General features: G+C 59.2%; 19 protein-coding genes. 8 read left to right on the top strand and 11 right to left on the bottom strand.

From position 1 onward, the window contains the following. The first annotated feature begins 131 nt into the window (after positions 1–131). From ACYZTW_RS15150 to ACYZTW_RS15165, 4 genes are all read left to right on the top strand, one after another. Positions 132–1,262, top strand: coding sequence for a sugar diacid recognition domain-containing protein (locus tag ACYZTW_RS15150; protein WP_462005549.1), 1,131 nt, complete (start codon positions 132–134; stop codon positions 1,260–1,262). A 267-nt stretch (positions 1,263–1,529) separates the two neighbouring features. After that, on the top strand, positions 1,530–2,672 hold the full coding sequence (locus ACYZTW_RS15155) for a glycerate kinase (RefSeq protein WP_462005550.1): 1,143 nt from the start codon (positions 1,530–1,532) through the stop codon (positions 2,670–2,672). Between the two features lie 374 nt (positions 2,673–3,046). Beyond that, entirely contained in the window at positions 3,047–4,672 is a 1,626-nt protein-coding gene (locus tag ACYZTW_RS15160) for a methyl-accepting chemotaxis protein (RefSeq protein WP_462005551.1), read from the top strand. A 41-nt stretch (positions 4,673–4,713) separates the two neighbouring features. Beyond that, on the top strand, positions 4,714–5,901 hold the full coding sequence (locus ACYZTW_RS15165) for a pyridoxal phosphate-dependent aminotransferase (protein ID WP_462005552.1): 1,188 nt from the start codon (positions 4,714–4,716) through the stop codon (positions 5,899–5,901). A 113-nt stretch (positions 5,902–6,014) separates the two neighbouring features. Here the strand turns inward: ACYZTW_RS15165 and ACYZTW_RS15170 are convergent, their stop codons facing one another. From ACYZTW_RS15170 to ACYZTW_RS15190, 5 genes are all read right to left on the bottom strand, one after another. Next, the gene (locus ACYZTW_RS15170) at positions 6,015–6,992 is read right to left on the bottom strand and encodes an NAD(P)-dependent oxidoreductase (protein ID WP_462005762.1); all 978 of its coding nucleotides are present in this window, start codon (positions 6,990–6,992) and stop codon (positions 6,015–6,017) included. Positions 6,993–7,013: 21 nt separating this feature from the next. Further along, positions 7,014–8,312 (bottom strand): MFS transporter, encoded by a 1,299-nt coding sequence (locus tag ACYZTW_RS15175; protein WP_462005553.1) that lies wholly within the window; start codon positions 8,310–8,312, stop codon positions 7,014–7,016. Positions 8,313–8,414: 102 nt separating this feature from the next. Beyond that, positions 8,415–9,401, bottom strand: a complete 987-nt coding sequence (locus tag ACYZTW_RS15180) for a sugar kinase (RefSeq protein WP_462005554.1) — start codon at positions 9,399–9,401, stop codon at positions 8,415–8,417. Beyond that, positions 9,394–10,176 (bottom strand): sugar phosphate isomerase/epimerase family protein, encoded by a 783-nt coding sequence (locus tag ACYZTW_RS15185; protein WP_462005555.1) that lies wholly within the window; start codon positions 10,174–10,176, stop codon positions 9,394–9,396. Before ACYZTW_RS15185 ends, ACYZTW_RS15180 begins: the two co-directional genes overlap by 8 nt. A gap of 154 nt (positions 10,177–10,330) precedes the next feature. After that, a complete protein-coding gene (locus ACYZTW_RS15190; protein ID WP_462005556.1) occupies positions 10,331–11,356 on the bottom strand; it encodes a LacI family DNA-binding transcriptional regulator in 1,026 nt (341 codons plus the stop codon). A gap of 241 nt (positions 11,357–11,597) precedes the next feature. Between ACYZTW_RS15190 and ACYZTW_RS15195 the strand changes: the two genes are divergently transcribed. The 3 genes from ACYZTW_RS15195 to ACYZTW_RS15205 all read left to right on the top strand — a co-directional run bounded on the left by ACYZTW_RS15195 (position 11,598) and on the right by ACYZTW_RS15205 (position 17,340). Next, entirely contained in the window at positions 11,598–12,443 is an 846-nt protein-coding gene (locus ACYZTW_RS15195) for a hypothetical protein (protein ID WP_462005557.1), read from the top strand. Between the two features lie 108 nt (positions 12,444–12,551). Then, positions 12,552–14,642, top strand: a complete 2,091-nt coding sequence (locus tag ACYZTW_RS15200; protein WP_462005558.1) for a hypothetical protein — start codon at positions 12,552–12,554, stop codon at positions 14,640–14,642. A 253-nt stretch (positions 14,643–14,895) separates the two neighbouring features. Beyond that, positions 14,896–17,340: an autotransporter outer membrane beta-barrel domain-containing protein gene (locus tag ACYZTW_RS15205; protein ID WP_462005559.1), complete on the top strand. Its 2,445-nt coding sequence runs from the start codon at positions 14,896–14,898 to the stop codon at positions 17,338–17,340. A gap of 67 nt (positions 17,341–17,407) precedes the next feature. On the opposite strand, the gene ACYZTW_RS15210 is transcribed toward ACYZTW_RS15205, so the two are convergent. The 6 genes from ACYZTW_RS15210 to ACYZTW_RS15235 form a co-directional block, all read right to left on the bottom strand. Further along, the gene (locus ACYZTW_RS15210; protein WP_462005560.1) at positions 17,408–17,908 is read right to left on the bottom strand and encodes a hypothetical protein; all 501 of its coding nucleotides are present in this window, start codon (positions 17,906–17,908) and stop codon (positions 17,408–17,410) included. A gap of 208 nt (positions 17,909–18,116) precedes the next feature. After that, positions 18,117–18,734 (bottom strand): LysE family translocator, encoded by a 618-nt coding sequence (locus ACYZTW_RS15215; protein ID WP_462005561.1) that lies wholly within the window; start codon positions 18,732–18,734, stop codon positions 18,117–18,119. 51 nt (positions 18,735–18,785) lie between these two features. Continuing rightward, on the bottom strand, positions 18,786–19,625 hold the full coding sequence (locus ACYZTW_RS15220; RefSeq protein WP_462005562.1) for an AraC family ligand binding domain-containing protein: 840 nt from the start codon (positions 19,623–19,625) through the stop codon (positions 18,786–18,788). 76 nt (positions 19,626–19,701) lie between these two features. Further along, positions 19,702–20,343 (bottom strand): DUF1345 domain-containing protein, encoded by a 642-nt coding sequence (locus ACYZTW_RS15225; RefSeq protein ID WP_462005563.1) that lies wholly within the window; start codon positions 20,341–20,343, stop codon positions 19,702–19,704. Positions 20,344–20,525: 182 nt separating this feature from the next. After that, positions 20,526–23,621 (bottom strand): multidrug efflux RND transporter permease subunit, encoded by a 3,096-nt coding sequence (locus tag ACYZTW_RS15230; protein WP_462005564.1) that lies wholly within the window; start codon positions 23,619–23,621, stop codon positions 20,526–20,528. Between the two features lie 14 nt (positions 23,622–23,635). After that, on the bottom strand, positions 23,636–24,793 hold the full coding sequence (locus ACYZTW_RS15235) for an efflux RND transporter periplasmic adaptor subunit (RefSeq protein WP_462005565.1): 1,158 nt from the start codon (positions 24,791–24,793) through the stop codon (positions 23,636–23,638). Positions 24,794–25,060: 267 nt separating this feature from the next. Between ACYZTW_RS15235 and ACYZTW_RS15240 the strand changes: the two genes are divergently transcribed. Beyond that, complete coding sequence (locus ACYZTW_RS15240; RefSeq protein ID WP_449643681.1) at positions 25,061–25,762, top strand: response regulator; 702 nt, start codon at positions 25,061–25,063, stop codon at positions 25,760–25,762. Positions 25,763–25,764: the final 2 nt, after the last annotated feature.

Below are 25,764 nucleotides of genomic sequence, written 5' to 3' on the forward strand. Positions count from 1 at the left end.
GGGTAACGTTGATTGCCCTGAGAGTCTCAGCCACCCTCAGGGTTGCTGTCTTTGTGCCTGAGCACAGGGTTTGCAACCAAGGCCTGTGCGGGTGAACAACCTGTCCCATCACGCTTTCAAGGATCACCGCTATGTTCGAACTCGATCACGACCTGGCCCAGGACATCGTCGACCGGGCGATGGCCATCCTGCCGTACAACGTCAATGTCATGGACAGCCAGGGCCTGATTCTCGGCAGCGGCGAACCGGAGCGGGTCAACACCCGGCATGAAGGCGCGCAACTGGTGCTGGCCAACGGGCGAGTGGTGGAGATCGACGCCCAAACGGCGATTCATTTGAAAGGCGTGCAGCCGGGCATCAACTTGCCGCTGTTGCTCGATCAGCGCTTGATTGGCGTGCTGGGCATCACCGGTGAACCCGAGCAATTGCGCACCTACGCCGAACTGGTGCGGATGACCGCCGAGATGCTCGTCGGCCAGCGCAATCAACAGGCCGAACAGCAATGGCGGCGTCAGCGTTGTGATGATTTGCTGGCATTGCTGCTCAGCGAGTCGGGGGATTCACCTCGGTTGATCGACGAAGCGCAGCAACTGGGGCTCAAGCCGCAGATGACGCGGGTGCCATACCTGTTCGAGTTAGGGATGGAACGCGGTCCGGGGCAAACCGTCGAGGCGCTCAGCGCCTGGTTGACCTCGCGCTACCCGGACAGTTGGTGCGTGAGTTCGGCCAAGTCCTCGTTGCTCTGGTGCCGGCCGGCATCCCAGGCGATCGAGAATGATCGGCTGCTGGATAAGCTCGATGCCCTGGGCTGGAACATTCTGCGCATTGCTGTGGGCGGGCAGGCCGATGGGCTGTCGGGATTGCGCCGCTGCTATCGGCGCGTCGGTGACTTGCTGGCCTATGGGCGAGAGGTGTTGCCGCACACCCGTTTGCTGACGCTCAACCGTTATCGGTTGCCGGTGATGCTCTGGCGACACCGCAACGACGATGCACTGGACGAGTTGCTCAAACCGCTGCGCAAAGTCATCGCCAAGGATGGCAACGGCCAACTGCTGGCAACCCTGCGCAGCTGGTGCGATCACGATGGCCAGAGCCAGGCGTGTGCCGATGCATTGGGCATCCACCGCAATAGCTTGCGTTATCGGATGGAGCGGATTGCCGAACTCAGTGGTGTTGATCCGCTGAAGCTGGACGGGATGCTCGCGCTCTACCTCGGTGTCCAACTCCTCCCCCAAACCGACGCACCGAACACCAACCCGTAGCAGCTGCCGAGCCCGCGAGGCTGCGTTCGGCTGCGCAGCAGTCGTGAAATCATGCGCCGAGGAGCATCAGGTAAACCGTGCTTGCAGAATTTACGACGGCTTCGCCGCCGAACGCAGCCTCGCAGGCTCGACAGCTGCTACAACGAACGGTGTGGAGGGAGGTTTTGTGGAAATGAACAATAAACGCCACCCCCGCTTGTGCAGCGGACCGGCGTTATTGTTCAAGGCTGCTGGCAGCATGGATCGCATTGGAACTGGAGAATTCGCATGAAAATCGTCATCGCCCCCGATTCGTTCAAGGACAGCCTGAGTGCCCAGGGTGTGGCTGATGCCATTGCTCTGGGGTTGGCGCAGGTTTGGCCCGATGCAGTCTTGGTCAAATGCCCGATGGCTGACGGCGGGGAGGGGACCGTCGAGTCGATTCTGGCGGCGTGCGAGGGCGAACTGCGTCGCACCCCGGTTCGCGGGCCGCTCGGCGCAACGGTTGACGCCGCCTGGGGCTGGTTGCCTCAGAGCCACACCGCGATCATCGAAATGGCTGAGGCCAGTGGCCTGCAACTGGTTCCGCCGGGCAAGCGTGATGCCTGCTTCAGCAGCACGTTCGGCACCGGCGAATTGATCCGCGCGGCGCTCGATGCCGGGGCGCAACGGGTCATTCTGGCGATTGGCGGCAGCGCCACCAACGACGGCGGGGCGGGTGCGATGCAAGCGTTGGGCGTCAAACTGCTGGACGCACACGGCCGAACACTGGCACCGGGTGGTCTGGCGCTTGGACTGCTTGCCCGCATTGATCTGAGTGAAATCGATCCGCGTCTGGCCGAAGTGCAATTCGATATCGCCGCCGACGTCAACAATCCACTGTGCGGCCCTCACGGTGCCTCCGCGATTTTCGGCCCGCAAAAAGGGGCATCACCCGAGCAAGTCCAACAACTGGATCGCGCGCTCGGGCACTTTGCTGAACGGTGCGCTCAGGTCCTGAACAAAGACGTACGTGACGAACCGGGCAGCGGTGCGGCAGGCGGCCTGGGGTTTGCCGCCAAAGCGTTTCTGGGGGCGCAGTTCAAGGCCGGCGTCGAAGTGGTTGCCGAGCTGGTCGGCTTGAACGATGCGGTCAAGGGCGCCGACCTGGTGATCACCGGTGAAGGCCGTTTCGATGCCCAGACCCTGCGTGGCAAGACGCCGTTTGGTGTGGCGCGTATTGCTCGGCAGCATGGCGTGCCGGTGATCGTCATCGCCGGGACCCTGGGTGAGGGTTATCAAGCACTGTACGAACATGGCATCGATGCCGCGTTTGCCTTGACCAGTGGACCGATGACGCTGGAGCAGGCGTGTGCCGAGGCGCCGCGGTTGTTGCGGGAGCGGGCCAGTGATGTTGCGCGGGTTTGGCGGATGGCCGCTCGCAAAACCTGAAGCCGTACGATCACTTGTAGCAGCTGCCGAGCCTGCGAGGCTGCGTTCGACTGCGAAGCAGTCGTAAATCCGGCAGCCGGTTTTTCCTGACACACCGCGCCGCATGACTTCACGACTGCTTCGCAGTCGAACGCAGCCTCGCAGGCTCGGCAGCTGCTACATAGAGCTAGAGTGTTTCATGGGTGAAACGCTCGTAATCCCTTGAAATATATTTCTCAAATCCCCGCAGGAAACCTCATCCCCAGCCGATACAGCCAATAGGCCCACACAAACCTATTCCAACAGTGGCGCCAAACTGAAAACGCGTGCGCCAACGCCCGCCATTCAGCGATCACGCAAGGATGCTCGTAGCCCCATCATCCGAGAATCATCCTATGTCACTGCGTAATCTGAATATCGCGCCTCGAGCTTTCCTGGGTTTTGCCTTCATTGCCTTGCTCGTTATCGTGCTGGGTGTGTTTGCCGTGAACCGCATGACGACCATTCACCAAGCCTCCATCGACATGGAAACCACGCAGCTGCCCAGCGTCGGGTTTCTCGGTAACCTGACGGAAAACGTCCTGCGTCTGCGCATTCTCTCTTTCCGGGTCTTGGTCAATCGTGATCCGGCCGCGTTGCAGGAAGCCCAGACGCGTATCGGCGTGCTGGCCGACAAGGTACGCAGCGCACAATCCAGTTATGCCGCGTTGCCGGCCACCCCGGAAGAAGCCGCGCTGTACAAGACGTTCACGGCAACACTGGACAGTTACATGCAAGCCCAGAGCCAGATGCTGGAGCTGTCGCGACAGAACAAGCTCGATGAGATGCGCACGCTGATCAACACCCGGATCAAGGAAGGTACGGACCAGATGGGCGAGCAACTGAACAAACTGGTGGCGCTCAACAACACCGATGCGAAAACCGCCTCGGCCGAAGCAGGCGAGCATTACCGCAGCGCGATTACCGGCATCATCGCCGTGGCGGTGATTGCGGCGCTGATGACCGTGTTGCTGGCCTGGTTGCTGACCCGCAGCATCGTCACACCGCTGAACCGTGCGTTGCAGGCGGCGCAAACCATTGCGGGCGGCAACCTGACCACACTCATCGAGGTCGACGGCCAGGACGAACCGGCCCGTTTGCTCGGTGCCTTGTCCACGATGCAGGCCAGCCTGCGCAAAACCATCGAACAGATCGCCGGTTCCGCCACCCAACTGGGGGCCGCCGCTGAAGAACTCAGCACGGTCACCCAAGAAGCGTCCCGCGGTCTGCAACAGCAGAACAACGAAATCGAACAGGCCGCCACCGCCGTCAACGAAATGACCGCTGCCGTGGAAGAAGTGGCGCGCAACGCGGTGTCGACGTCCGAAGCCTCCAACCAGTCGACCCAGGCTGCCCGCGAAGGTCGCGACCGTGTGGTGGAAACCGTCGGCGCGATCCAGACCATGACCCACGATGTGCAAAACACCTCGGTGATGATCGAAGGCCTGGCCGCTCAAGGGCGCGACATCGGCAAGGTGCTGGACGTGATCCGCGCCATCGCCGAACAAACCAACCTGCTGGCGCTGAACGCTGCAATCGAAGCCGCCCGTGCCGGTGAAGCCGGGCGCGGTTTTGCGGTGGTGGCGGACGAGGTCCGGGCGCTGGCCCATCGCACTGCGCAATCGACCCAGGAAATCGAAAAAATGGTCGCCGGCATCCAGAACGGCACCGGCCAAGCGGTCGCGTCGATGCAGCAAAGCAATCAACGCACCCAAAGCACCCTGGAAATGGCCCGCGCCGCCGGTGTGGCACTGGAGCAGATCACTCAGTCGATCCAATTGATCAACGAGCGCAACCTGGTGATCGCCAGCGCGTCCGAAGAACAGGCCCAGGTGTCCCGCGAGGTCGACCGCAACCTGGTGAACATCCGCGACCTCGCCACCCAGTCCGCCGCCGGTGCCAACCAGACCAGCGCCGCGACGCACGAACTGTCGCGCCTGGCCGTGGATTTAAATGCCATGGTGGCGCGTTTCGTGATTTGAGATAGGGTTGTGGCTTGGAACCCGCGCGACTGGAGAAATACATGCGCTATTCAGCCTTGACCAAACGAATCGCCGGTGACGGCGCTGCGGCCTGGCAGATTCATGACCGAGCATTGGAATTACTTGAGCAGGGCGTTGATGTGCTGTTGCTATCGATCGGCGATCCCGACTTCGATACGCCGCAGCCCATTGTTCAGGCGTGCATCGATAGCTTGCTGGCCGGTGACACCCACTACCCGTCAGTACGTGGCAGTCGAGGGTTACGCGATAGCATTGCCAACCGCCATCGACGCCGCAGTGGTCACGCGGTGGATGCCGACCATGTGATCGTGCTGCCGGGCGCGCAATGTGCGGTGTATTCGGTCGCGCAATGCCTGCTCGACCCGGGCGATGAAGTGATCGTCGCCGAACCGATGTACGTGACCTATGAAGGTGTATTCGGTGCCTGCGCGGCCAAAGTGGTGCCGGTGGCGGTGCGCCCCGAGAACGGCTTTCGGGTCGATCCGGCGGATGTCGCGGCGCTGATCACGCCGAAAACCCGCGCCATCGTGCTCAACAGTCCGAACAATCCTTCCGGCGCCAGTTTGCCGCTGATGGTCTGGCAGGAACTGGCATCGCTGTGTGTTCGTCACGACTTGTGGCTGATCAGCGACGAGGTCTACAGCGATCTGTTGTACGAAGGCGAGCACATCAGCCCGGCGAGCCTGCCGGGCATGGCCGAGCGCACCGCGACCATCAATAGCCTGTCCAAATCCCACGCCATGAGCGGTTGGCGGGTGGGCTGGGTGATCGGGCCCAAACCCTTGGCCGAACACTTGGTGCACCTGTCGTTATGCATGCTGTTTGGTATTCCGGATTTCATTCAGAACGCCGCGCAATTGGCGCTGGATGAGGACCTGCCGGAAGTGGCGTTGATGCGCGAGGAGTATCGCCAGCGTCGCGACCTGGTGTGCGCGAGTCTGAATGATTGCCCGGGCATCCGGCCGATTCGGCCTGATGGCGGGATGTTCGTGATGGTCGATGTGCGCCAGACCGGGTTATGTGCCCAGGGTTTTGCCGAGCGGCTGCTGGAAGGTTACGGCGTGTCGGTGCTGGCAGGTGAAGCGTTCGGACCGAGTGCGGCAGGGCATATTCGATTGGGGTTGGTGGTGGATCAGCTGAAGCTGGCGGATGCGTGCCAGCGGATTGCGTTGTGTGCGGCGGACCTTCTGGAGGTTCGCCGGGCCTGAAGTTGTGCTGGCTTTGATGGCCTCTTCGCGAGCAGGCTCGCTCCCACATTCGACCGCGATCAAATGTGGGAGCGAGCCTGCTCGCGAAGACTGACTGACAGGCGCCGAATTCCTCAGCCTTTCCACGCCCCAACGTTCACCAGATTCGCCGGCCGCTCACCTGCCAGCGCCGTCAGCAGATTGTCCACCGCACAGGCGGCCATCGCCTCCCGCGTTTCATGCGTCGCCGAGCCAATGTGCGGCGTCGCCACCACGTTGTTCAGCTGCAACAGCGGCGAGTCTGGGTTCAGCGGCTCGCGTTCGAACACATCCAGCCCCGCAGCGCGAATCTGCCCCTCACGCAAGGCCTGAATCAGCGCCGCCTCGTCCACCACCTTGCCCCGTGAAATGTTGATGAAGATGGTTTCGGGGCGCATCAGGGCAAATTGCTCTGCGCCGATCAGCCCTTCGGTTTCAGCGGTCAGCGGCAAGGTCAGGCAAACGAAATCCGCCCGCTGCAACAGTTCCGGCAAGCTGCGGTATTGCGCATTGAATCGCTGCTCCACCGCCGGTTTCGGCGAATGGCTGTGGTACAGAACCGGCATGCCAAAACCGAAATGCCCGCGTTGTGCCAACGCCTCGCCAATCCGTCCCATGCCAATGATGCCCAACGTCTTGCCGTGCACATCGCTGCCGAAATGCGCCGGCCCGATGTTGCGGTTCCACTGACCGGCGCGAACCATGTTCGCCAGTTCCACCACGCGCCGGGCGGTCGCCAGGATCAGCGCGAAACCGGTGTCGGCGGTGGTTTCGGTGAGCACGTCCGGGGTGTTGCTGAGCAGGATCCGCCGTTCGGTCAGGTAGTCGATGTCGTAGTTATCGACCCCCACGGACACGCTGGCGATGGCTTCCAGGTCAGGTGCCAGATCCAACAATCCGGCATCCAGCTTCAGACTCGCACCAAGCAACCCGTGGGCGCGGGGCAGGGCCTCGCGCAGTTTTGCCAGGCCTTCGGCATTGAGGTTGTCGATCAGCGTGACCTCGGTCTGCTCGTACAGGCGAGCCATCAGCAGCGGCGAGAGTTTCTTGTACAGCACAACCTGCTTTTTCATCATCGTCATCTCAACTTCAATTCAGGAATGAGCAGCCGTCGGTCGTTGCACAACGGCCTTGGCCACGACCCGGTCACTGGCGCCGGGCTTGAGGAAAATCGTCAGCACCACCGAGAGCATCAACGCGCCGCTCATCAACAGATAAGAAGCACCCGGTGAGCCGGTTGAGCTGTTCAAGTAGCCCACCAGATACGAACCGCCAAACGAACCGAGCGCACCCATGCTGTTGATCAGCGCCATGGCGCCACCCGCGACATTGGCCGGCAGGATTTCCGGGACGATGGCGAAAAACGGTCCATACGGCGCATACATGCAGGCGCCCGCAATCACCAACAGCGTGTAGGACCACCAGAAGTGTTCAGCGCCCAAGGCGTAGGATCCGTAGAACGCAATCGAGGCGATCAGCAGCGGCGGCCAGACGAAGCGTTTGCGTTTTTGTAGTTTGTCCGAGCCCCAGGACACCAGCAGCATGCCGATCACCGCCGCCAGATACGGCAGCGCCGAGAGCCAACCGGCCTCGATCATGTCCATTTGCGCTCCGGCCTTGAGGATCGATGGCAGCCACAGCACGAAACCGTAGACGCCAATGCTCCAGCAGAAAAACTGCAGGGCCAGGATGATCACTTTCGGCGAGCGGAAGGCTTCGGCGTAGTTCTTCACCGCTTTGATACCGACCTGCTCGGCAGCCAGGGCGCTGTGCAAATCCTGCTTCTCTTGATCGCTCAGCCACTTGGCTTGAGCGGGACGGTCATCGGCCAGACGCCACCAGATAAACGCCCAGAGCACGGCCGGCAACCCTTCGATGATGAACATCCAGCGCCAGCTGAAATGCTGCACCAGATAGCCCGACACCACCGACATCCAGAGCATGGTCACCGGGTTGCCGAGGATCAGGAAGGTGTTGGCGCGCGAGCGTTCGGCACGGGTGAACCAGTGGCACAGGTACACCAGCATCGCCGGCATCACCGCGGCTTCGACCACACCGAGCATGAAGCGAATCACGACCAGCCAGTAAGCGTTGGAGACGATCCCGGTCAATGTGGCCAGGCCACCCCAGAGAATCAGGCTGACGAAAATCAGCTTCTTCACGCTGTGCTTCTGGGCGTAGATCGCGCCCGGTACCTGGAAGAAGAAGTAGCCGAGGAAGAACAGCGCGCCGAGCATCGACGACAGGCCCGGCGTGATCATCAGGTCGGCAGCCATCCCGGAGGCGGCGGCGAACCCGTAGTTGGCGCGGTCCAGGTACGCCAGGCTGTAGGTGATGAACACGATGGGCATGATGTACCACCAGCGGCGGGCGGCGAGCGTTGCGGTTTTCATAGTGGTGCTCCTGAGCTTGTTGTTTTTGTCGCAGCAGGTAACGGTTAGATCTTCAGTGATTGTTATGGCCTCTTCGCGAGCAGGCTCGCTCCCACAGGGGAATTACGTTGGAATACGATCCAATGTGGGAGCGAGCCTGCTCGCGAAGGCGGCCTCAAATTCGGCGATCATTTCGGATCGATTGGGCAATCCCTCCATATCCCCACGGCTCTGTACCGCGCGGCTGCCAATCCAGTTGCCACGCTTCACGGCGTCGGCAAAGCTGTGGTTTTCCAGCAGTGCGCTGATCATGCCAACGGCAAATCCATCGCCGGCACCGACGGTGTCGACCACCGTTTCCACCGGTACGCCCGCCACGAAACCCTGGTCCAGATGGGTGCGGTAATACGCACCGTGCGGGCCAAGTTTGATCGCCACGGCTTCGGCGCCCTGGTCGAGGTAAAACGCCGCGATGTCAGCCGGGTCTTCGAAACCGGTCAGCAAGCGGCCTTCGCTCAATCCTGGCAATACCCAGTGGGCAAGGGCGGCGAGGCGGTTGATCTCGCTAATCATCTGTTGCTCACTGGCCCACAGGCTCGGGCGCAGGTTCGGGTCGAAGGACACGCTGCGCCCGGCATCGCGCATGCGGGTCATCAATTCGAAAGACATTTCCCGAGCCGTTTCGGACAGCGCCGGGGGAATGCCGGTGGCGTGCAAGTGCCGGGCGTTCAGTAACTCAGGCGCGATCGACTGCCGCGACAGATGACTCGCCGCCGACCCACGACGGAAATACTCGACCACTGGATCGCTGCCATCGTCGGTGCGCGACTTGAGTTGAAAACCGGTGGGGTGCGCGGTGTCGATGGCGACGTGGCTGCAATCCAGGCCTTCTTTCTCCAGGGTGTCGATGACGAACCGGCCCAGAGAATCAGCGCCGACCCGGCTCAGCCAAGCCACGTTAAAACCCAACCGCGACAAGCCAATGGCGACATTGCTGTCGGCCCCGGCAATGCGTTTGTGGAAGTGTCCGACGTCAGCCAGGTCGCCGTTCTGCTCGGCGACGAACATCGCCATGGTTTCGCCGAACGACAGAATATCGATCTCAGACATGAGCGCTCTCCAACCGGGTTTGACCGAGGCGGGCGAGGGTGGCGACGTGCTCGGTGGTCAACTGCACCAGGTCGTCGCCTTGCAGCGGATATTCCGCCGCCCGCATAACGCCTTGGGCCATGTGCCGCAGCAGTTGTTCCCACAGATGCAAGTCACTGGCGGCCGGCGGTATGGCGACCAGTTTGCCGTCGGCCCGGCGTGTCACGGCTTTGCAGTGCACATAGCCAACGTGGCGACCGAGCAACCGCGCGGCGCTGGCCGCGGACTGGTCTTGCCAGTGCCAGTTGCCGATATCGAAGGTCATTTTGACCGGCAGGCTGTGTTGCTCGACTTCAGCGAAAAAGCGCTGGAACGGCTCGATGCGGCCACCGTGCAAGGTCTGATCGTTTTCCACCAGCAACTGCACCGCGCTTTTGCCCAGTACGCGGGACAAGGTCTGGAGGTCGCTGTTGTCGGTGAAATAGCCCAGGGACACTTTCAGCCATTTGGCACCGAATGCCTGGGCACGCTGCAGTGCGCTGATCAGTTCGGGATTGGGTTTGGACTGGCCAGCCAGCCACAATTCCATCGGCGAGGAATACACGCTTTCGAGGCCTTGGGCCTGAGTGGCATCGGCCAGTTGCGCGGGATCTTCGACGGTCAGCAGTTCCTCGCGCCATTCGATGCGCGTGGCGCCTGCGGTAGCCAATACGTCGATGAAGCTGCCCTGGCCGCGTAGGCGCACAAGGTCGGCGCCGTAGCTCGACAGGCTGATGGAAACGGGTGGTTTATTCATTGTTGTATACCTCTGAAACCGGTTTCATTTTTGTTCAAAAAAAATGGCTACTTGATGGGGTGTTCTTTAGGGCCCCTTCGCGAGCAGGCTCACTCCCACATAGGAATGCGGTGCCCATGTGGGAGCGAGCCTGCTCGCGAAGAGGCCATAACATTCACCGCACATCGCCAAGAGTCGACCCACGCACAATCAACCGCGCCGAAAAATCCAGGGTCCGCACCGGCCCGTCATCACCGCGCAAGCGCTTGAGCAAACACTCAAACGCACTCGCGCCAATCTCGGCCGTCGGTTGGGCGAGGGCGGTGATGCCGCTGCCCACCAGCGGGTACCAATCCAGATCATCGAGGGCGATCAGGCCGACGTCCTCGAACAGATTGCATTTCAGTTCACGCAACGAATGGGTGCTGGCCAGCGCGGCGATGCCGTTGGCGCAGAACAGCGTCTTCGGGCCGGGGCCGGGCGTTTCGAGGAAGGTTTTCAGCTGTGCGGTGAGTTCACTGCCGGTTTCGATCAGGGTGCCGCGCAGGGTCGGGCGTTGCTCGATCTGCGCCTTGAAGCTGCTGACCCGCTCGATCCGCGAACTGGTGCCGTCAAACGGCTCGGTCACCAACAGCACATCGCGATAGCCGCGTTCTTCAAGGTGCGCGAGGGCGAGTTCGACCGCTGCCGGATTGTCCAGCCCGACCAGATCACTCTCCAGCTGATCGACCTTGCGATCCACCAGCACCAGCGGCATTTCCCGATGCAGCTCGCGCAGTTCGTCGCGGTGATGACCGAGCGTGTTCACGATCAGCCCTTCGATGTTGTAGGAGCGCAGCAGGGCCAGGTGCTGGCGTTCCTGCTCGTCATCGCGATCGGTGTTGCACACCACCAGGCTGTAGCCGTGCTGACGGCAGGCGGTTTCCACCCCGTGCATCACGGCAATCGAATAAGGGTTACGGATATCGGCCACCAGCATGCCGATCAGGCGAGTGCGCCCACGTTTCAGGCCACGAGCCATCTGGTTTGGGCGATAGCCCAGTTCGGCAATTGCCTGCTCGATGCGCAAGGCGGTGGCATCTGAGAGCAGGGCACGGTCGTCGCCGATGAAACGCGAGACGCTGGCCTTGGAGACGCCGGCGTGTTCGGCGACGTCGAGCATGGTGACGCGGCTGCGCTGGGCGGCGGAGAAATCGTTCACGGTGATGGACCTTATTATTGGCGTCGTTGCGGTTCTGTACATCAAGTTTCTGAAACCGGTTTCAGGAAACACCATCGGTACCGTCGCAGTCAACCGGATTGTGCTGAGTGACCGGTCAGATACCTGATGATTTCCGACAGGCGGTAGCTTTACCTGTCAGATTTGACAGTAGTCAACGCCCGGATGTCGGCGCTTAATTTCTTGCACGTGAAGGGCGATAAAAGAAAGCGAGAAATTACTCATGTCACCACCTAATGACCCACTTGCAGCAGGGAGCACCTCCGATGCGGGCGTACTACTTGACCCTCTTCGGGTGCAGGGAGTCGACCCATCGGATCCTGCCGGGACATTACCGGACGATGCGAAACAAAATGGCATCGTTTGCATCATTCCCCGCTGGCCAGCGTTCCCAACAGACACTCGTATTGACCGCGTCGAAATCTTCATCGTTGGAAACCCCAACTCGATTGCGCAGCGCAACTATGGCGCTGCCGATGATGCAACGGAGTTTCTCATTCCGATAGGGCCGACATTACTTCCGGATCTGCTTACGTTTGAAATCAGGTACACGGTTCGTTCGGTCAACAATACGACGTCCCCGCCACGACGCCTGACGTTTGCAATTGTTGCGCCGCCACAAGTTCTCAAAGCAGCGACTTTTCCCGATGCAGATCCTTGGGGCTATATCGGCTGCACTAAAAATAACCCTCAGGATCCTGATTCTTTATATGTTTGGGAGGGGATACGCATCCTCATTCCGTTCGACAATCGTTTTCAACTTCTGGATGTTATCGAACTGGTCTGGCAGGGTTGGGAATCTTTAAACGGGTCAGGAACGGCTTTGACACCTGCAGCTACGTTCACCGGGACGGTAACAGATGTAATCAACAAGAAACCGGTTTCGATCGTTATACGCCCGTTTGTCCCGCATATCGAACCGATGCGTGATAACGATTCTGCAACAGCCAATTATTTGCTGTTGCGCAATGGGGTTCCGATCTTCAGCTCTTTTACAGGGCTGGTGAAAATAGACAGGGTGATTCCGGGTAGCAGTGGCTTTTGTTCGGATGCAAGGTGGATGAAGTAAGAGCGTTGCTGTAACTGAAGAGCTACAACGACTGATGTTGGCGATAAACGCTGTTGTCGATGATGTAAGGATTGATATTAAATTTTTTCAGCGTAATGGAGAAAGCACATGACAATTTATCAAGCTGGGACATCGAGGCAGGGAAATGGAATACTGATTGCTCCTACTCCTGAATTACCGGATGGTCGCGGCCCCAACTCCGATATTATTCCTTTGGCCGCAATTCCTGTGGGAGGCGATCTCACGCTCTTACTGGATACAAGCGTCTGGACGACACCACATGACCGTGATCAGGTGGCGTTGGAGTTCACACGAACCCAGCCTCCTGCCAATCCACAGCCCTCAGACTTCACAAGACTTCCACGTGTTTTGCTCGGTCCCGTAGCGGCCAGGCCTCCTAAATTTCAGGTCACATTACCCGCCCAGAATCTGGGAGAGGATGCAACGCCAGTTGGCCCGACACCGATTTGGGTGAGGTGCGTTCTTTTTGAGCGGGGCCTCAACCCGCTGACATCACCTGTCATGCAGGGGTTCATTGACCGTACCGCGCCCTGGCAAGCGAAACCGGTACAGACAGGACCAAACCCTGGGGCAACTCCCGGCGCGAAGTCGACCCCGCTGGTGACCTTTCCCAATGCACTGACCCCCAGTACGCAAATCGACGATACTTGGGCGGCTATCCCGGGCAATGCAAACGGGTTGATAGTTAAAGTCGACTTGACTTACGCCAATTTTCAGGCAACAGACCGCCTCACACTTTATGCGGCGGGCACCCGAACCGAGCCCCCTCAGGTGGCGCCCATCTTCGATGCCGTTGTCCCTGCCAATGGTGAAGTGCCGATTCCGATTCCAGTGCTGCGAGATGTGACCACCGGCAGGGTGCAGATCTGGTTTCGCCTTACCGATGTGGCGGGCAACTTCAGCAACTATTCGGTGAACTACAGGAACGTGAGGTTTCTGCCATTACCCGTGTTGGGTGATCCGGTCGTCCCATCGGCCGCGGACGGTCTGGTAGATCTGAACGATGTGCGTGCAGGTGTAACGGTAAGGGTCGCGCGGCCGACAAACGCGCTCAACACTGACAGCGTGAGTTTGAAGTGGGGGGATGAAGCAGCCGAAGACCTTACGTTCAATGCCCTCAATGAACTGATATTCACCATTCCCTGGGCAAAGTTGCAAAACGAATATTTCCCGAAACAGACCGGTACAGTCTACGAGCTGCCCGTGTTGGTCAAGGCTGATTTGATGCGTGGCGGTAGCTCTATCAGCTCTTCACAGACAACGGTAAATACGGACTACTCGGTGGTCGGTAACCCTTATCCTGTCGATCCGGTCATTCCGCCCGGTGAGTTCAATCCTGAGTTGAAAACATTGATCGTGCGGGGTCAACCTCCTGTCCTTGACAACACACTCGGCCCGCAGGATGTCAATCAAGAGGCGACGATTTTTATCGATATATCGCCTGAGAGCGGCGGGACATGGCCAGATCCGGAACCGGGTGACCAGGTAACCGTTAAGTACCGGGGAGATCTGGGCGAAGTCGTCGTGGTTTCCGAGCCGCTGACGACAACGAATGTCAATACAATCATCGAACTTCCTTTGCCTTACAGCATCGTCGGCCCAGGTGGTCTAGGGGACCAGGAAATATGGTGGGAAGTTGAAAACCCCAATCGCAACAACATTCAGAAAGCGACAGAAACAACGCTGACGGTCAATACAGTAATCATCAATCTGGATGCACCAGAGTTCGTACGGCCGCCCGCAGATGGCACTGCCGATCCGTTCATCATTTGTGAGAGTCTGACCGGTGTGGATCACGTGGCCAGATTCCGGATTCCGCCAAATAGCCATTTCGTCCTGGATATGGATATCACCTTCAACTGGCGTGGGTTCCGCACGGATGATTATGCGACGCCGGCGCCGGATGACACTGAGTTCACCGAAACCCGGCCAATCACTGCGCAAGAACTTACCGACGGGATGATCTTCGATGTGGGTGATTATAACCCCGTTATCCGCAATGTACCTGTGCCTCCACCTGGTCCCCCGGTCCCCGAAGATTTTTATGCCGGCTATGTCAAAGTCTGGTATTCGACACCAGTTGTTCCCACATCCGGTGTTACGGAAATGACCGTTTATTTGCTCAATGCTGACTTCAAATACTGTGAGTCAGAACCGGGTTGGGACCCCGCGCCATAACCATCGTTTAAGCGTGCAGAGCTGCATTTGCCGGGAGAGTAAGGCTCTCCCGGCAGTGCTATCGCTGACTGTCGTCAAAAGCACAGATTGTATTTCGCAAGTGAGGGATAAATCCCATTCATAAAAGGAATAGTCCTACATAGAAGGTTCGAAGTTGTAGGTATTCTCCGACGCCGCCAACGACGGACGTCTGATGGAGCATCTCTTTGAACCGTCTTTCTACCGTCCCGACAAAACTCAGAGAGTAGTGACTATGAAGTTTGAAAAGATACTGGGACTGACAGTTATGAAGTTTACAGGTGTGCTCTCTTATGCAGTGGTCATAATGGCCGTTTCAGAGTCCGCCTATTCGCGAAATCTTGTGCCGGGAGAGGTGGAAACCGTCTCCAGTGGTGCAACGCCTGAAGCGTGGTTTATCCCCGCAACGGCAACTCTAAACATTAACAGTGCCGGCGCGCTGAATATCGAGGTCGGTGGTGGCACACTCAACGGCGACACCGCTGTCACATCACAGATAGATGCATCTTCAGGTGCCCGCATCAATCTGGCCCAGTCAACGGTGACCAGCACAGGTTTTGATACCGCACTCGCATTGACTGACAGCTCGGCCACTGTCACCGGCAGTACGTTGACCAGTCAAGGCAGGGCAATGTCCTTGGCTCGGGATCTGCTAATACCGGTGGGATCAACGGCAACCGTGACCAACAGCACTTTACTCGGCGGCACATCCGGTGCCGCGGTTACGTCGCTCAGCACTCTGAACCTGGTCGATACCCGGGTGGAAGGGACGGATTCGGATGGCATTGGTCTGGAACTGTTCGGTGGCCACGCCAATGTCAGCGCAGACAGCCGGATCACCGGCGGGCTCAACGGCGTCATGTTCGGGGACGACACTGTACTGAATCCCGGCGATGTGACGGGACAGAGCCGGTTGACGGTGGACGGATCAATCGTGCAAGGACGTACTGGCGCTGCGATCAGTGTCAATTTTGCTACTCCGGCCGGCCAGCCGGTCTTGATCGAAGTAAACAACGGTTCCAGCCTGATCGGAGGCAACGGCAATATCCTGGAGGTGATCGATGGCGCCGCTGCCCGATTCCAGGTCGATAACAGCAAGCTGTCTGGCAACATTCAAGTCGCTGAAGGTGGAGAAGCCAGCGTACTGTTGCGAAACGCTGCGAGCCTTGACGGCAATCTGGTCAACGTTGATTCGGTCACGCTCGATACGCAAAGCGCACTGACCGGCAACATCCAAGGTTCCGGAGCCGGCGTGGTGACGCTGGACAATAATGCGGTCTTGCATGGCGCCGTCACCGGCGTCAGCAACATGTCGATCAGTCGTGGTGCAGAGTGGAACATGGTGGGTAGCAACGCTCTCACCCGCCTCGACCTGCAGGGCGGCAGCGTGCGCTTCGGGACGAACCAGGAGTTCACTCGCCTGGACATCGCCAACCTGTCAGGCAATGGTCAGTTCCTCATGAACACGGATGTTGCCACCGCAGAGACGGATTTTTTGAATGTCACGCAATCCGCATCCGGCCAGCATGAGCTGGTAGTGGCTGCTACCGCAAGCGAACCGGTCAATGGCGCGCCGGTCAAAGTGGCCAACATCGCCGCAGGGGATGCCCAGTTTTCCTTGAGAAACGGCCAGGTGGATGTCGGTGCTTTAGCCTACAAGCTGGTGAAAGAAGGCGAAGGGCTGTTCCTGCAACCTGATGCGACGAGTCCGAGCACAGGTTCAAAAACAGCCATGGCAATTGCCGGCATCGCCCCCACAGTGATTTATTCTGAAATGACTACCCTCAATACTCGTCTCGGGGACCGTCGCATGGCCGGCACCCAGCCTCGGGCACGATCCGCTGCTGCCCTGGACTCGGATACTCAAGGCTCGACATCCGGTGTCTGGATACGTACTTACGGAAATCAGTACAACGTCAAAAATGCATACGGTGATGGCTATAAGCAAAATCAGACTGGAGTCTCCGTAGGGGTGGATACGCCTCTGTCGGCGATGGGTGACGGCCAATGGCTGATCGGCGCCTTTGGTGGTTACAGCACCACTCGCCTGAATCTGACGCGCGGCAGTTCTGGCTCGATCGATAGCGTTTATCTGGGCACTTACCTGACTTGGTATGACGAAGAGACCGGGTATTACGTGGATACCGTCGCCAAGGTCAACCGTTTCAATAACGACGTTAAAGTCACATTGAGTGATGACTCTCGAACAAAGGGCAATTTCGATAACGTAGGCGTGAGCGGATCTGTCGAGGTCGGCAAGCACATCGTTTTGAACAAAGGCTATTTCATCGAGCCTTCTGCACAACTCGGTGCGGCGGCAGTGGAGGGTAAAACGTACCGTCTGGACAATGGATTGCACGTGGACAGCGATGAGACCCGCTCTTTGCTCGGCAAGGTCGGTATGACCGTTGGCCGTGAATTGGTTCTAGACAACGGCAGCAAGCTTCAGCCCAGACTGCATGCCGCCGTCAGCCATGAGTTTGTCAACAGTAATCGTGTGAGTGTGAATGACACTGACTTCAACAATGATTTGTCCAGCACCAGCCTGGAGTTGACCGGCGGGCTGAACTGGATACCGGCGAACGATAAGTGGCAGGTTTATGCAGAGCTCGGTACCAGTCGTGGCACCAAGGTTGACCAGGCGCTGGGAGGAAGCGTGGGGTTGAGTTATAACTTTTAACCAGGTTTGCGGCGGCATAAAAAAGGAAGCTTTAAAGCTTCCTTTTTTATTACTTGTTGAGGGCAGTTTACTTTCTGCGCAAGTCGACGTTATCGGTCAAAAATTCTGCAGAAATCGGGAACACATCGTCGCCATCATCCCCCCCATGGTCAAATGTACCGTCGAAAGTTCCGGTTAGTGTTTTTTCGGATTCGTCAACTTGAATACTAAGAGTGCCGCTGACTCCTACGTGTAAAAGACCGTTCACAGGGTCCGAATAGTAAGTTACTGCGACACGCTCGCTATCCAAAGATATGGGCAGGCTGCCTGATTCGGGCTTTGTATAAAAAACAACTTCGATAGAGCGCGTCATGCCATTTTCGGTATGGCCTGCGCTTAGCCGCCAATACTTGCCAGTGGGATAATCCACCAAATCGAGCGAAGGGGCAGAGGTTGAGCGGAAACTCAGTGGCTCAGGAATTTTGCTGTGTTTATATCGGGGATTAGAATCGCCATTTATCGTGGCGGACAAGAACGGTTGCGCAACGGTTGGTTGAATTGTCGGGTAGGCCCGTGCTGCGAAGCTCATGAGTTTATCTCCATACATGATAATTAGAGGAATCCAAAGACTGAGCAGTCCTAATCCTGGATGTTGTATGGAAGCTTAAATATGGCGCAGCTGTAAACTGTCAGAGTTGACAGTTTACATTGCGGTGGATTTGTGGGTTTTAATTTTAAAGGTTTAAGGTGATTGGCTATATAGAAGAGGGTATATGGGGGCGCTCTTTTATTAAGAATCAAGCTAATACGCTTAGCCATGCAGAGCCCAATAACAATAGTGCCATGCAACTGTTGAAGCGCTGAATCGTTAGCGCAGAGCGCAAAACACGAGACGATCCGCTGCCCAACGCAGCCCAACATGCCAGACATGGAATGGCGACAAGAAAAAATACGGTCGACAAGTACAGCGTATGAATGATCTGGTCTCCTGAGCGTACAGTGAACACACTCGCGACGGCCAAGGCCATTGTCCAGGTTTTGGGGTTGATCAGCTGCAATCCAGCGGCCCCCCATAAACCCAAGCGCCGGTGGTTATGGGTTGGAGTGTCGGGCGTGGATACTTCGACGGGGGCCCGGAATATTTGCCAGGCCAGGAAGCTCAGCCAGACGACGCCCACCCACCTCATTGCCTGTTGCACGCCGGGGTTCGCGTTGAGGGCCTGACCAAAACCACTGCCCACTAACAACACAATCAATGCCGCGCTCGCGCAAGCTCCAAAGATGATCGGCAAGGCAGCCTTGAAGCCGTAACGGGCGCTGTTGCTCAGCACCAGAATATTGGTCGGCCCCGGCGTAATGGAGGCTACAAAAGCAAACAGCATAAAAGGTAGCAAGGTCGGGAAGGTGGACAACATGGCAGCGGGCTCCGTGGATTAACTCAGGAGCCAATCCTCACAAAGCCTGCTTCACACGTCTGGAAGATTTGAGCACCGCTTGCGGTACCTCGCTGGCGTCAGGCCATAGGCACGCACGAACCACCGGCCCAAGTGACTCTGATCGGCAAATCCCAACTCCATCGCCACCGTCGCCGGTTGCTCGCCACAGGCCAGCATTCGCCGAGCCGTGGCCAGGCGCAATTGTACGAGGTAGGCGTGGGGTGCCATGCCATAAGCGGCCTTGAAGGCGCGGGTCAGGCGAAAGCGATCGACGCCGGTGACGGCAGCCAGTTGGTCGAGGCCGATGTCGTATTGAGCGTTGGCGTGCAGGTATTCCCGAGCCTTCTGCGCCACCAGGGGCAGGCGCGGATCTTCGCCATAGCGGGCGCGCCAGTGTAGATGGCTGGTAAGGCGTTCAAGTAAACCGTCGAGGGCGGTTTGGCGGACGATCTTCAGCTCACCGTGATGCAGGGTTTGAAACGCCAGGCTGGTGGCGTGAGCCAGTCGTGAGTCGCTGGCCAGGGTGTTGGCGAAACTCAATTCACTGTTATCGGGGGCATTGTCGAATACCGCACTGAGTTCGCGTTTCAGCCACTGCGGATCGAGGTACAGCATGCGGTAGGTGAAACCGTCTTCGGTCGTGGCTTCGCCGTCGTGGATGTCGCCCGGCTCCAGCAGAAACACCTTGCCCGGCGTGCTTTGGTGCTTCGCCCGTCGACAGTGGAACTGCTGAACCCCTTGCTCGGTGACACCCACCAGATAGCTGTCATGCCAGTGCGGATCGTAAGCGTGGCCCTCGAAATGCGCGCGCAAGGTCTCGATGCCGGTGTCGGCGTCCTGGGCCAGGTCGATCCAGTTGTGGGAAATCATGCTGCACCTGTGAGGCGGATTGCCGACTTATTTAACGCCCGCGCCGAAGGTGATGACTAGAACGTTTGTGCAGGGATCAGTTGAACAGTCCTGCCGCGATGTTGATCGAGAACCCGAGAATGGCCGTGTTGAACAGAAAGCCGATCAGCGACTGCGCCAGGACAATCTTGCGCAAATCCCGCGTCGCCACACCGACATCGGATGTCTGCACCGCCGCACTGATGGTGAACGAGAAATACAGGAAGTCCCAGTAGTTGGGGGTTTCCAGACCTTCTGCAAAGCGCAGCGCCAAGTCCTTGCCGTCCCAGGTGTAGAACAGACGGGCGTAGTGCACGCTGAAAATCACCCCGATCAGCAGCCATGAACCGATCACGGTTAATGCAGTAACGCCGTAGCGCAACAGCTTGCGGGTCGTTTCCAGGTCCCTGCTGCCGGCCAGTTCAAAGGCGATGGTCGCCAGGCTCGCAATCGCGGCGATGCACACAACAAACAACACCAGCCCGGCATTTTCGTCTTCGACCTCGGCAATGCGCTTCACGTCCGGGGCCTTGGCGCGGATGGTGAGCCAGAGCATAAGGACCAGATAGGTCCAGACGCCGGTATTCCAGCCGATGAGGATTTTGCTGATGATCGAATCGGCCGGCGCCAGAATGCCTACGGCAACGCCGAGTATGGTCGCGGCGGACAGACGAGGGTGGGTGCGGGCGAGGAAGGGCATGTGAACTCACAGGAGCGGGATTCTTACCACCATAGCTTAGGTAACCGAGCTTTTGTAGGAGCTGCCGAAGGCTGCGATCTTTTGATCTTATGGCCTCCACCGAAGATCAAGACCAAAAGATCGCAGCCTTCGGCAGCTCCTACAGGGGGATGGAGTTACATTTGGGTTAGTCGAGTCCGTGGCTACTTTTTGTGGCGCGCTTTTACCAACCTCATCACCACCACAAAAAACACCGGCACAAACAGCACTGCCAATGTCGCCGTGATCATCCCGCCAATCACCCCGGTGCCGATGGCTTGCTGGCTCGCAGAACTGGCCCCGGTGGCAATCGCCAGTGGCACTACGCCAAGAATGAACGCCAGCGACGTCATCACAATCGGCCGCAGGCGCAGGCGCGCGGCTTGCAGTGTCGCGTCGACCAGGTCGTGGCCTTCGTCGTACAGGCTCTTGGCGAATTCGATGATCAGGATCGCGTTCTTCGCCGACAGGCCGATGATGGTGATCAACCCGACCTTGAAGAACACGTCGTTGGGCATCCCGCGTAAGGTCACGGCCAGTACCGCGCCGAGCACACCGAGTGGCACCACCAGCAGCACCGACGTCGGAATCGACCAGCTCTCATACAGCGCCGCCAGACACAGAAACACGATCAATAGCGACAGCCCGAGCAGGATCGGCGCCTGACTGCCGGACAAGCGTTCCTGCAACGACAACCCGGTCCATTCCTGGCCCAATCCCGCCGGCCCTTGCGCCACCAGCCGTTCGATTTCGGCCATGGCTTCGCCGGTGCTATGTCCGGGCGACGGTTCGCCGGAGATGCTGATCGCCGGGTAGCCGTTGTAACGGGTCAACTGCGCCGGGCCCTGAGTCCATTTGGCCTGGACGAAGGCCGACAGCGGCACCATTTTCCCGGCGTTGTTGCGCACGTGAATCTTCAGCAGATCGGCGACCTGACTGCGCTGATCGCCTTCAGCCTGAACCACTACCCGCTGCATCCGTCCCTGATTGGGGAAGTCGTTGATGTAGGCCGAACCGACGGTGGTGGACAGCACATTGCCAATGTCGGCAAAGGACACGCCCAGCGCGTTGGCCTGTTTACGGTCGACTTCCAGGTGCACCTGCGGCGCTTCGGCCAGCGCGCTTTCACGCACGTTCATCAGGATCGCGCTCTTCTCGGCAGCCGCCAGCAACTCGGTGCGCGCCTGCATCAGCGTGGCATGACCGAGACCGCCACGGTCCTGCAAGCGGAACTCGAAACCGCTGGAGGTGCCCAGGCCGTCAACCGGCGGCGGCAGTACCGCAAAGGCTACGGCGTCCTTGATCTGGCTCAACGCGATGTTGGCGCGATCGGCAATCGAACTGGCCGAGTCGTCGCTGCCCCGATCAGACCAGTCTTTGAGCGTGGTAAACGCCAACGCGGCGTTCTGCCCGCTACCGGAGAAGCTGAAACCGAGAATCACTGTGCTGTCACCAACGCCGGGTTCAGTGGCGTTGTGGGCTTCGATCTGCTCAACCACCTGCACCGTGCGGTTCTTGCTCGCACCCGGCGGCAGTTGAATGTCGGTGATGGTGTAACCCTGATCCTCCACCGGCAGGAACGAGGAGGGCAGTCGGCTGAAGCACACGCCCAATCCGATCAGCAGCACGCCGTAGATCAACAGGTAACGGCCCGTGCGTTTCAGCGCATAGGCGACCCAGCCTTGATAACGCTCGGTCAGTTGCTCGAAACGCCGGTTGAACCAGCCAAAGAATCCGCGCTTTTCGTGATGCTCGCCCTTGGCAATCGGCTTGAGCAACGTTGAGCACAGTGCCGGGGTCAAGGTCAGGGCGAGGAACGCCGAGAACAGAATCGAGGTGGCCATGGACAGCGAGAATTGCCGGTAAATCACCCCGACCGAACCCTGCATGAACGCCATTGGAATGAATACAGCGACCAGCACCAGCGTGATGCCGATGATTGCGCCGGTGATCTGCTTCATTGCCTTGCGCGTAGCCTCTTTGGGCGACAGGCCTTCGGTGGCCATGATCCGTTCAACGTTTTCCACCACCACAATCGCGTCATCCACCAGGATGCCGATGGCCAGTACCATGCCGAACATGGTCAGCACGTTGATCGAGAACCCCAGCGCCAACATGGTCGCAAAGGTGCCCATCAGCGCCACCGGCACCACCAGCGTTGGAATCAGCGTGTAGCGGATGTTTTGCAGGAACAGAAACATCACCGCAAACACCAGCAACATCGCCTCGCCGAGGGTGTAAACCACCTTGGTGATCGAGACTTTGACGAAGGGCGAGGTGTCGTACGGAATCTTGTACTCGACGCCCGCCGGGAAGTAGCGCGCCAGTTCGTCCATCTTCGCCCGCACCAACGTGGCAGTACTCAGGGCATTAGCGCCCGGCGCCAATTGCACGCTGACGGCGGTCGACGGTTTGCCATTGAGGCGCGTGGAGAACTGGTATTCCTGACTGCCGATCTCGACGCGCGCCACGTCTTTGATGCGCACAGTTGAGCCGTCGGGATTGGCCTTGAGCACAATGTCGGCGAATTCTTCGGGGGTCGACAACTGGCCTTTGACCAGAATGGTCGCGGTGATTTCCTGAGTGGTGCGGGTCGGCAAATCGCCGATGCTGCCGGCCGACACTTGCGCGTTCTGCGCGACGATGGCGGCGTTGACGTCGGCCGGGGTCAGGTTGAAACCGATCAGCTTCTGCGGATCGATCCAGATCCGCATCGCCCGTTCGGCGCCGTACAACTGCGCCTTGCCGACGCCGTCCAGGCGCTTGATCTCGTTCATCACATTGCGTGCCAGGTAATCGCTGAGCGCCACGTCGTCGAGCTTGCCGTCACTGGAGGTGAGGGTGATCAACAGCAGGAAACCGGCAGAGACTTTCTCCACCTGCAAGCCTTGTTGTGTCACGGCCTGAGGCAAGCGCGATTCCACAACCTTGAGACGGTTTTGCACATCGACCTGCGCCATTTCCGGGTCGGTGCCCGGCTGGAACGTCGCGGTGATGGTGGCGCTGCCGAGGCTGCTTTGGGATTCGAAATACAGCAGATGGTCCGCGCCGTTGAGTTCCTCCTCGATCAGGCTGACCACGCTTTCGTCCACGGTCTGCGCCGAAGCGCCGGGGTACACGGCGTAGATTTCGACTTTCGGCGGCGCGACGTTGGGGTATTGCGCCACCGGCAATTGCGGAATGGCCAGGGCGCCGGCCAACAGGATGAACAGGGCAACCACCCAGGCGAACACCGGGCGGTCGATAAAGAACTGCGGCATAAAAAGCGTCCTGCTTACTGACCAGAAGCCTGGGCAAGTGGAAGAGGGGTGTTGTCAATCTGCACCTGTTCGCCGGGACGGGCGTGCTGCAGGCCTTCAGTGACGATGCGATCACCGGGCTTGAGGCCTCCGGTGACGATCCAGCGATCGTTCTGCACGGCGCCCAATTCGACCGGTTGCTGGCCGACCCGCTGTTCGGCGTCGAGCAACAGCACTTGGGCGATGCCGGCACTGTCGCGCTGAATGGCCCGTTGCGGCACGCTGATGCCTTGCTGAATGACCGCTTGCTCCAGAAGCACGCGCACGAAGCTGCCCGGCAGCAAGTCGAGGTCCGGGTTGGGGAATTCGCTGCGCAGAATGATCTGACCGGTGCCGGGGTCGACGGTGATGTCGGCAAACAGCAACTTGCCCGGCAACGGATAGAGACTGCCATCGTCCTGGATCAGCGTGGCTTTGGCCTGGTCCTGACCGACCTGCTGCAACTGGCCGGAACGGAACGCCCGGCGCAGGTCGTTGAGTTCGCGGGTCGATTGAGTGAGGTCGGCGTGAATCGGGTTCAGTTGCTGAATCAATGCCAGCGGTGTGGTTTCGTTCTGCCCGACCAGTGCGCCTTCGGTCACCAGCGCGCGGCCGATGCGCCCGGAAATCGGCGCTGTAACGGTGGCGTAACCCAGGTTGAGTTTCGCCCGCTCCACGGCGGCTTTGTTCGCAGCGACGTCGGCAGCGGTTTGCCGGGCATTGGCCCGGGCGTTGTCATAATCCTGGCCGCTGATGGCGTTGCCTTCGATCAACTGCGCGTAGCGCTGCTCCTGCAATCGTGCCTGAAATGCGTTGGCTTCAGCCTTGCGCAGCGCCGCTTCGGCACTGTCCAGGTCAGCCTTGAACGGCGCCGGGTCGATACGGAATAACACTTCGCCTTTTTTCACATCGCTGCCTTCACGGAAGGCCCGTTGCAACACCACGCCGGCCACTCGGGCACGGACTTCGGCAATCCGTGGCGCAGCAATCCGCCCGCTCAGTTCGCTGGTGATCGACAGGGGCTGGGCTTCGATGGTTTCGATGCGAACCGTGGCCAGGGTTGCCGCCTCTTCAGCATTCGAGGACTTGTCACAAGCGCTCAGCGTCAGCGCCAGTGCAATCAGGCTGAGCCTGGCAAGCAGATTCATTGACATGTAAATACCCCAATAATGACCTCCCGCATCCTACGGGGAGGCGACGAGGGTAGCGGTGAAGCTTTGTAGGCGCTGTGTGAAATTGTGTAAGGGTTTTACTCAGGCATGGGCGAGGGCGTATATCCTTCACGCCTTGATTTCTATCGCGACTGATAGATTGCTTTCGCGAGCAGGCTCGCTCCCACAGTTGAAATGCGGTCCCCTGTGGGAGCGAGCCTGCTCGCGAAAGCGGTCTATCAAACGCCACTGCACTTTCTGGAACACCCCATGCCCAACATCCTCCTGGTCGAAGACGACACCGCGCTCTCCGAACTGATTGCCAGTTACCTGGAACGCAACGGCTATAGCGTCAGCGTGATCAGCCGTGGCGACCCTGTGCGCGAACGTGCGCGGGTCAATCCGCCGGACCTGGTGATCCTTGACCTGATGCTGCCGGGGCTCGACGGCCTGCAAGTCTGCCGCTTGCTGCGCGCTGATTCGGCCACGTTGCCGATCCTGATGCTCACCGCCCGCGACGACAGCCACGATCAGGTGCTGGGCCTGGAAATGGGCGCCGACGACTACGTCACCAAGCCCTGTGAACCGCGCGTGTTGCTGGCCCGGGTGCGGACCTTACTGCGGCGCAGCAGCCTCACTGAACCGCAGACGGCCAACGACCGCATTCTGATGGGCAATCTGTGCATCGACCTCTCCGAGCGCACCGTGACCTGGCGCGAGCAATTGGTCGAGCTGTCCAGCGGCGAATACAACCTGCTGGTGGTGCTCGCCCGGCATGCCGGCGAAGTACTCAGCCGCGACCAGATTCTGCAACGCCTGCGCGGCATCGAATTCAATGGCACCGACCGTTCGGTGGACGTGGCGATCTCCAAGCTGCGGCGCAAATTCGACGACCATGCGGGCGAGGCCCGCAAGATCAAGACCGTGTGGGGCAAGGGTTACCTATTTAGCCGTTCCGAGTGGGAATGCTGAGT

It is taken from the genome of Pseudomonas sp. LB3P25, assembly GCF_054897985.1.

Excerpts from the sequence above, each read along its gene's own strand:
- ACYZTW_RS15150 (WP_462005549.1), top strand. The coding sequence starts at position 132 with ATGTTCGAACTCGATCACGACCTGGCCCAGGACATCGTCGACCGGGCG.
- ACYZTW_RS15155 (WP_462005550.1), top strand. The coding sequence starts at position 1,530 with ATGAAAATCGTCATCGCCCCCGATTCGTTCAAGGACAGCCTGAGTGCC.
- ACYZTW_RS15160 (WP_462005551.1), top strand. The coding sequence starts at position 3,047 with ATGTCACTGCGTAATCTGAATATCGCGCCTCGAGCTTTCCTGGGTTTT.
- ACYZTW_RS15165 (WP_462005552.1), top strand. The coding sequence starts at position 4,714 with ATGCGCTATTCAGCCTTGACCAAACGAATCGCCGGTGACGGCGCTGCG.
- ACYZTW_RS15170 (WP_462005762.1), bottom strand. The coding sequence starts at position 6,992 with ATGAAAAAGCAGGTTGTGCTGTACAAGAAACTCTCGCCGCTGCTGATG.
- ACYZTW_RS15175 (WP_462005553.1), bottom strand. The coding sequence starts at position 8,312 with ATGAAAACCGCAACGCTCGCCGCCCGCCGCTGGTGGTACATCATGCCC.
- ACYZTW_RS15180 (WP_462005554.1), bottom strand. The coding sequence starts at position 9,401 with ATGTCTGAGATCGATATTCTGTCGTTCGGCGAAACCATGGCGATGTTC.
- ACYZTW_RS15185 (WP_462005555.1), bottom strand. The coding sequence starts at position 10,176 with ATGAATAAACCACCCGTTTCCATCAGCCTGTCGAGCTACGGCGCCGAC.
- ACYZTW_RS15195 (WP_462005557.1), top strand. The coding sequence starts at position 11,598 with ATGTCACCACCTAATGACCCACTTGCAGCAGGGAGCACCTCCGATGCG.
- ACYZTW_RS15200 (WP_462005558.1), top strand. The coding sequence starts at position 12,552 with ATGACAATTTATCAAGCTGGGACATCGAGGCAGGGAAATGGAATACTG.
- ACYZTW_RS15205 (WP_462005559.1), top strand. The coding sequence starts at position 14,896 with ATGAAGTTTGAAAAGATACTGGGACTGACAGTTATGAAGTTTACAGGT.
- ACYZTW_RS15210 (WP_462005560.1), bottom strand. The coding sequence starts at position 17,908 with ATGAGCTTCGCAGCACGGGCCTACCCGACAATTCAACCAACCGTTGCG.
- ACYZTW_RS15215 (WP_462005561.1), bottom strand. The coding sequence starts at position 18,734 with ATGTTGTCCACCTTCCCGACCTTGCTACCTTTTATGCTGTTTGCTTTT.
- ACYZTW_RS15220 (WP_462005562.1), bottom strand. The coding sequence starts at position 19,625 with ATGATTTCCCACAACTGGATCGACCTGGCCCAGGACGCCGACACCGGC.
- ACYZTW_RS15225 (WP_462005563.1), bottom strand. The coding sequence starts at position 20,343 with ATGCCCTTCCTCGCCCGCACCCACCCTCGTCTGTCCGCCGCGACCATA.
- ACYZTW_RS15230 (WP_462005564.1), bottom strand. The coding sequence starts at position 23,621 with ATGCCGCAGTTCTTTATCGACCGCCCGGTGTTCGCCTGGGTGGTTGCC.
- ACYZTW_RS15235 (WP_462005565.1), bottom strand. The coding sequence starts at position 24,793 with ATGTCAATGAATCTGCTTGCCAGGCTCAGCCTGATTGCACTGGCGCTG.
- ACYZTW_RS15240 (WP_449643681.1), top strand. The coding sequence starts at position 25,061 with ATGCCCAACATCCTCCTGGTCGAAGACGACACCGCGCTCTCCGAACTG.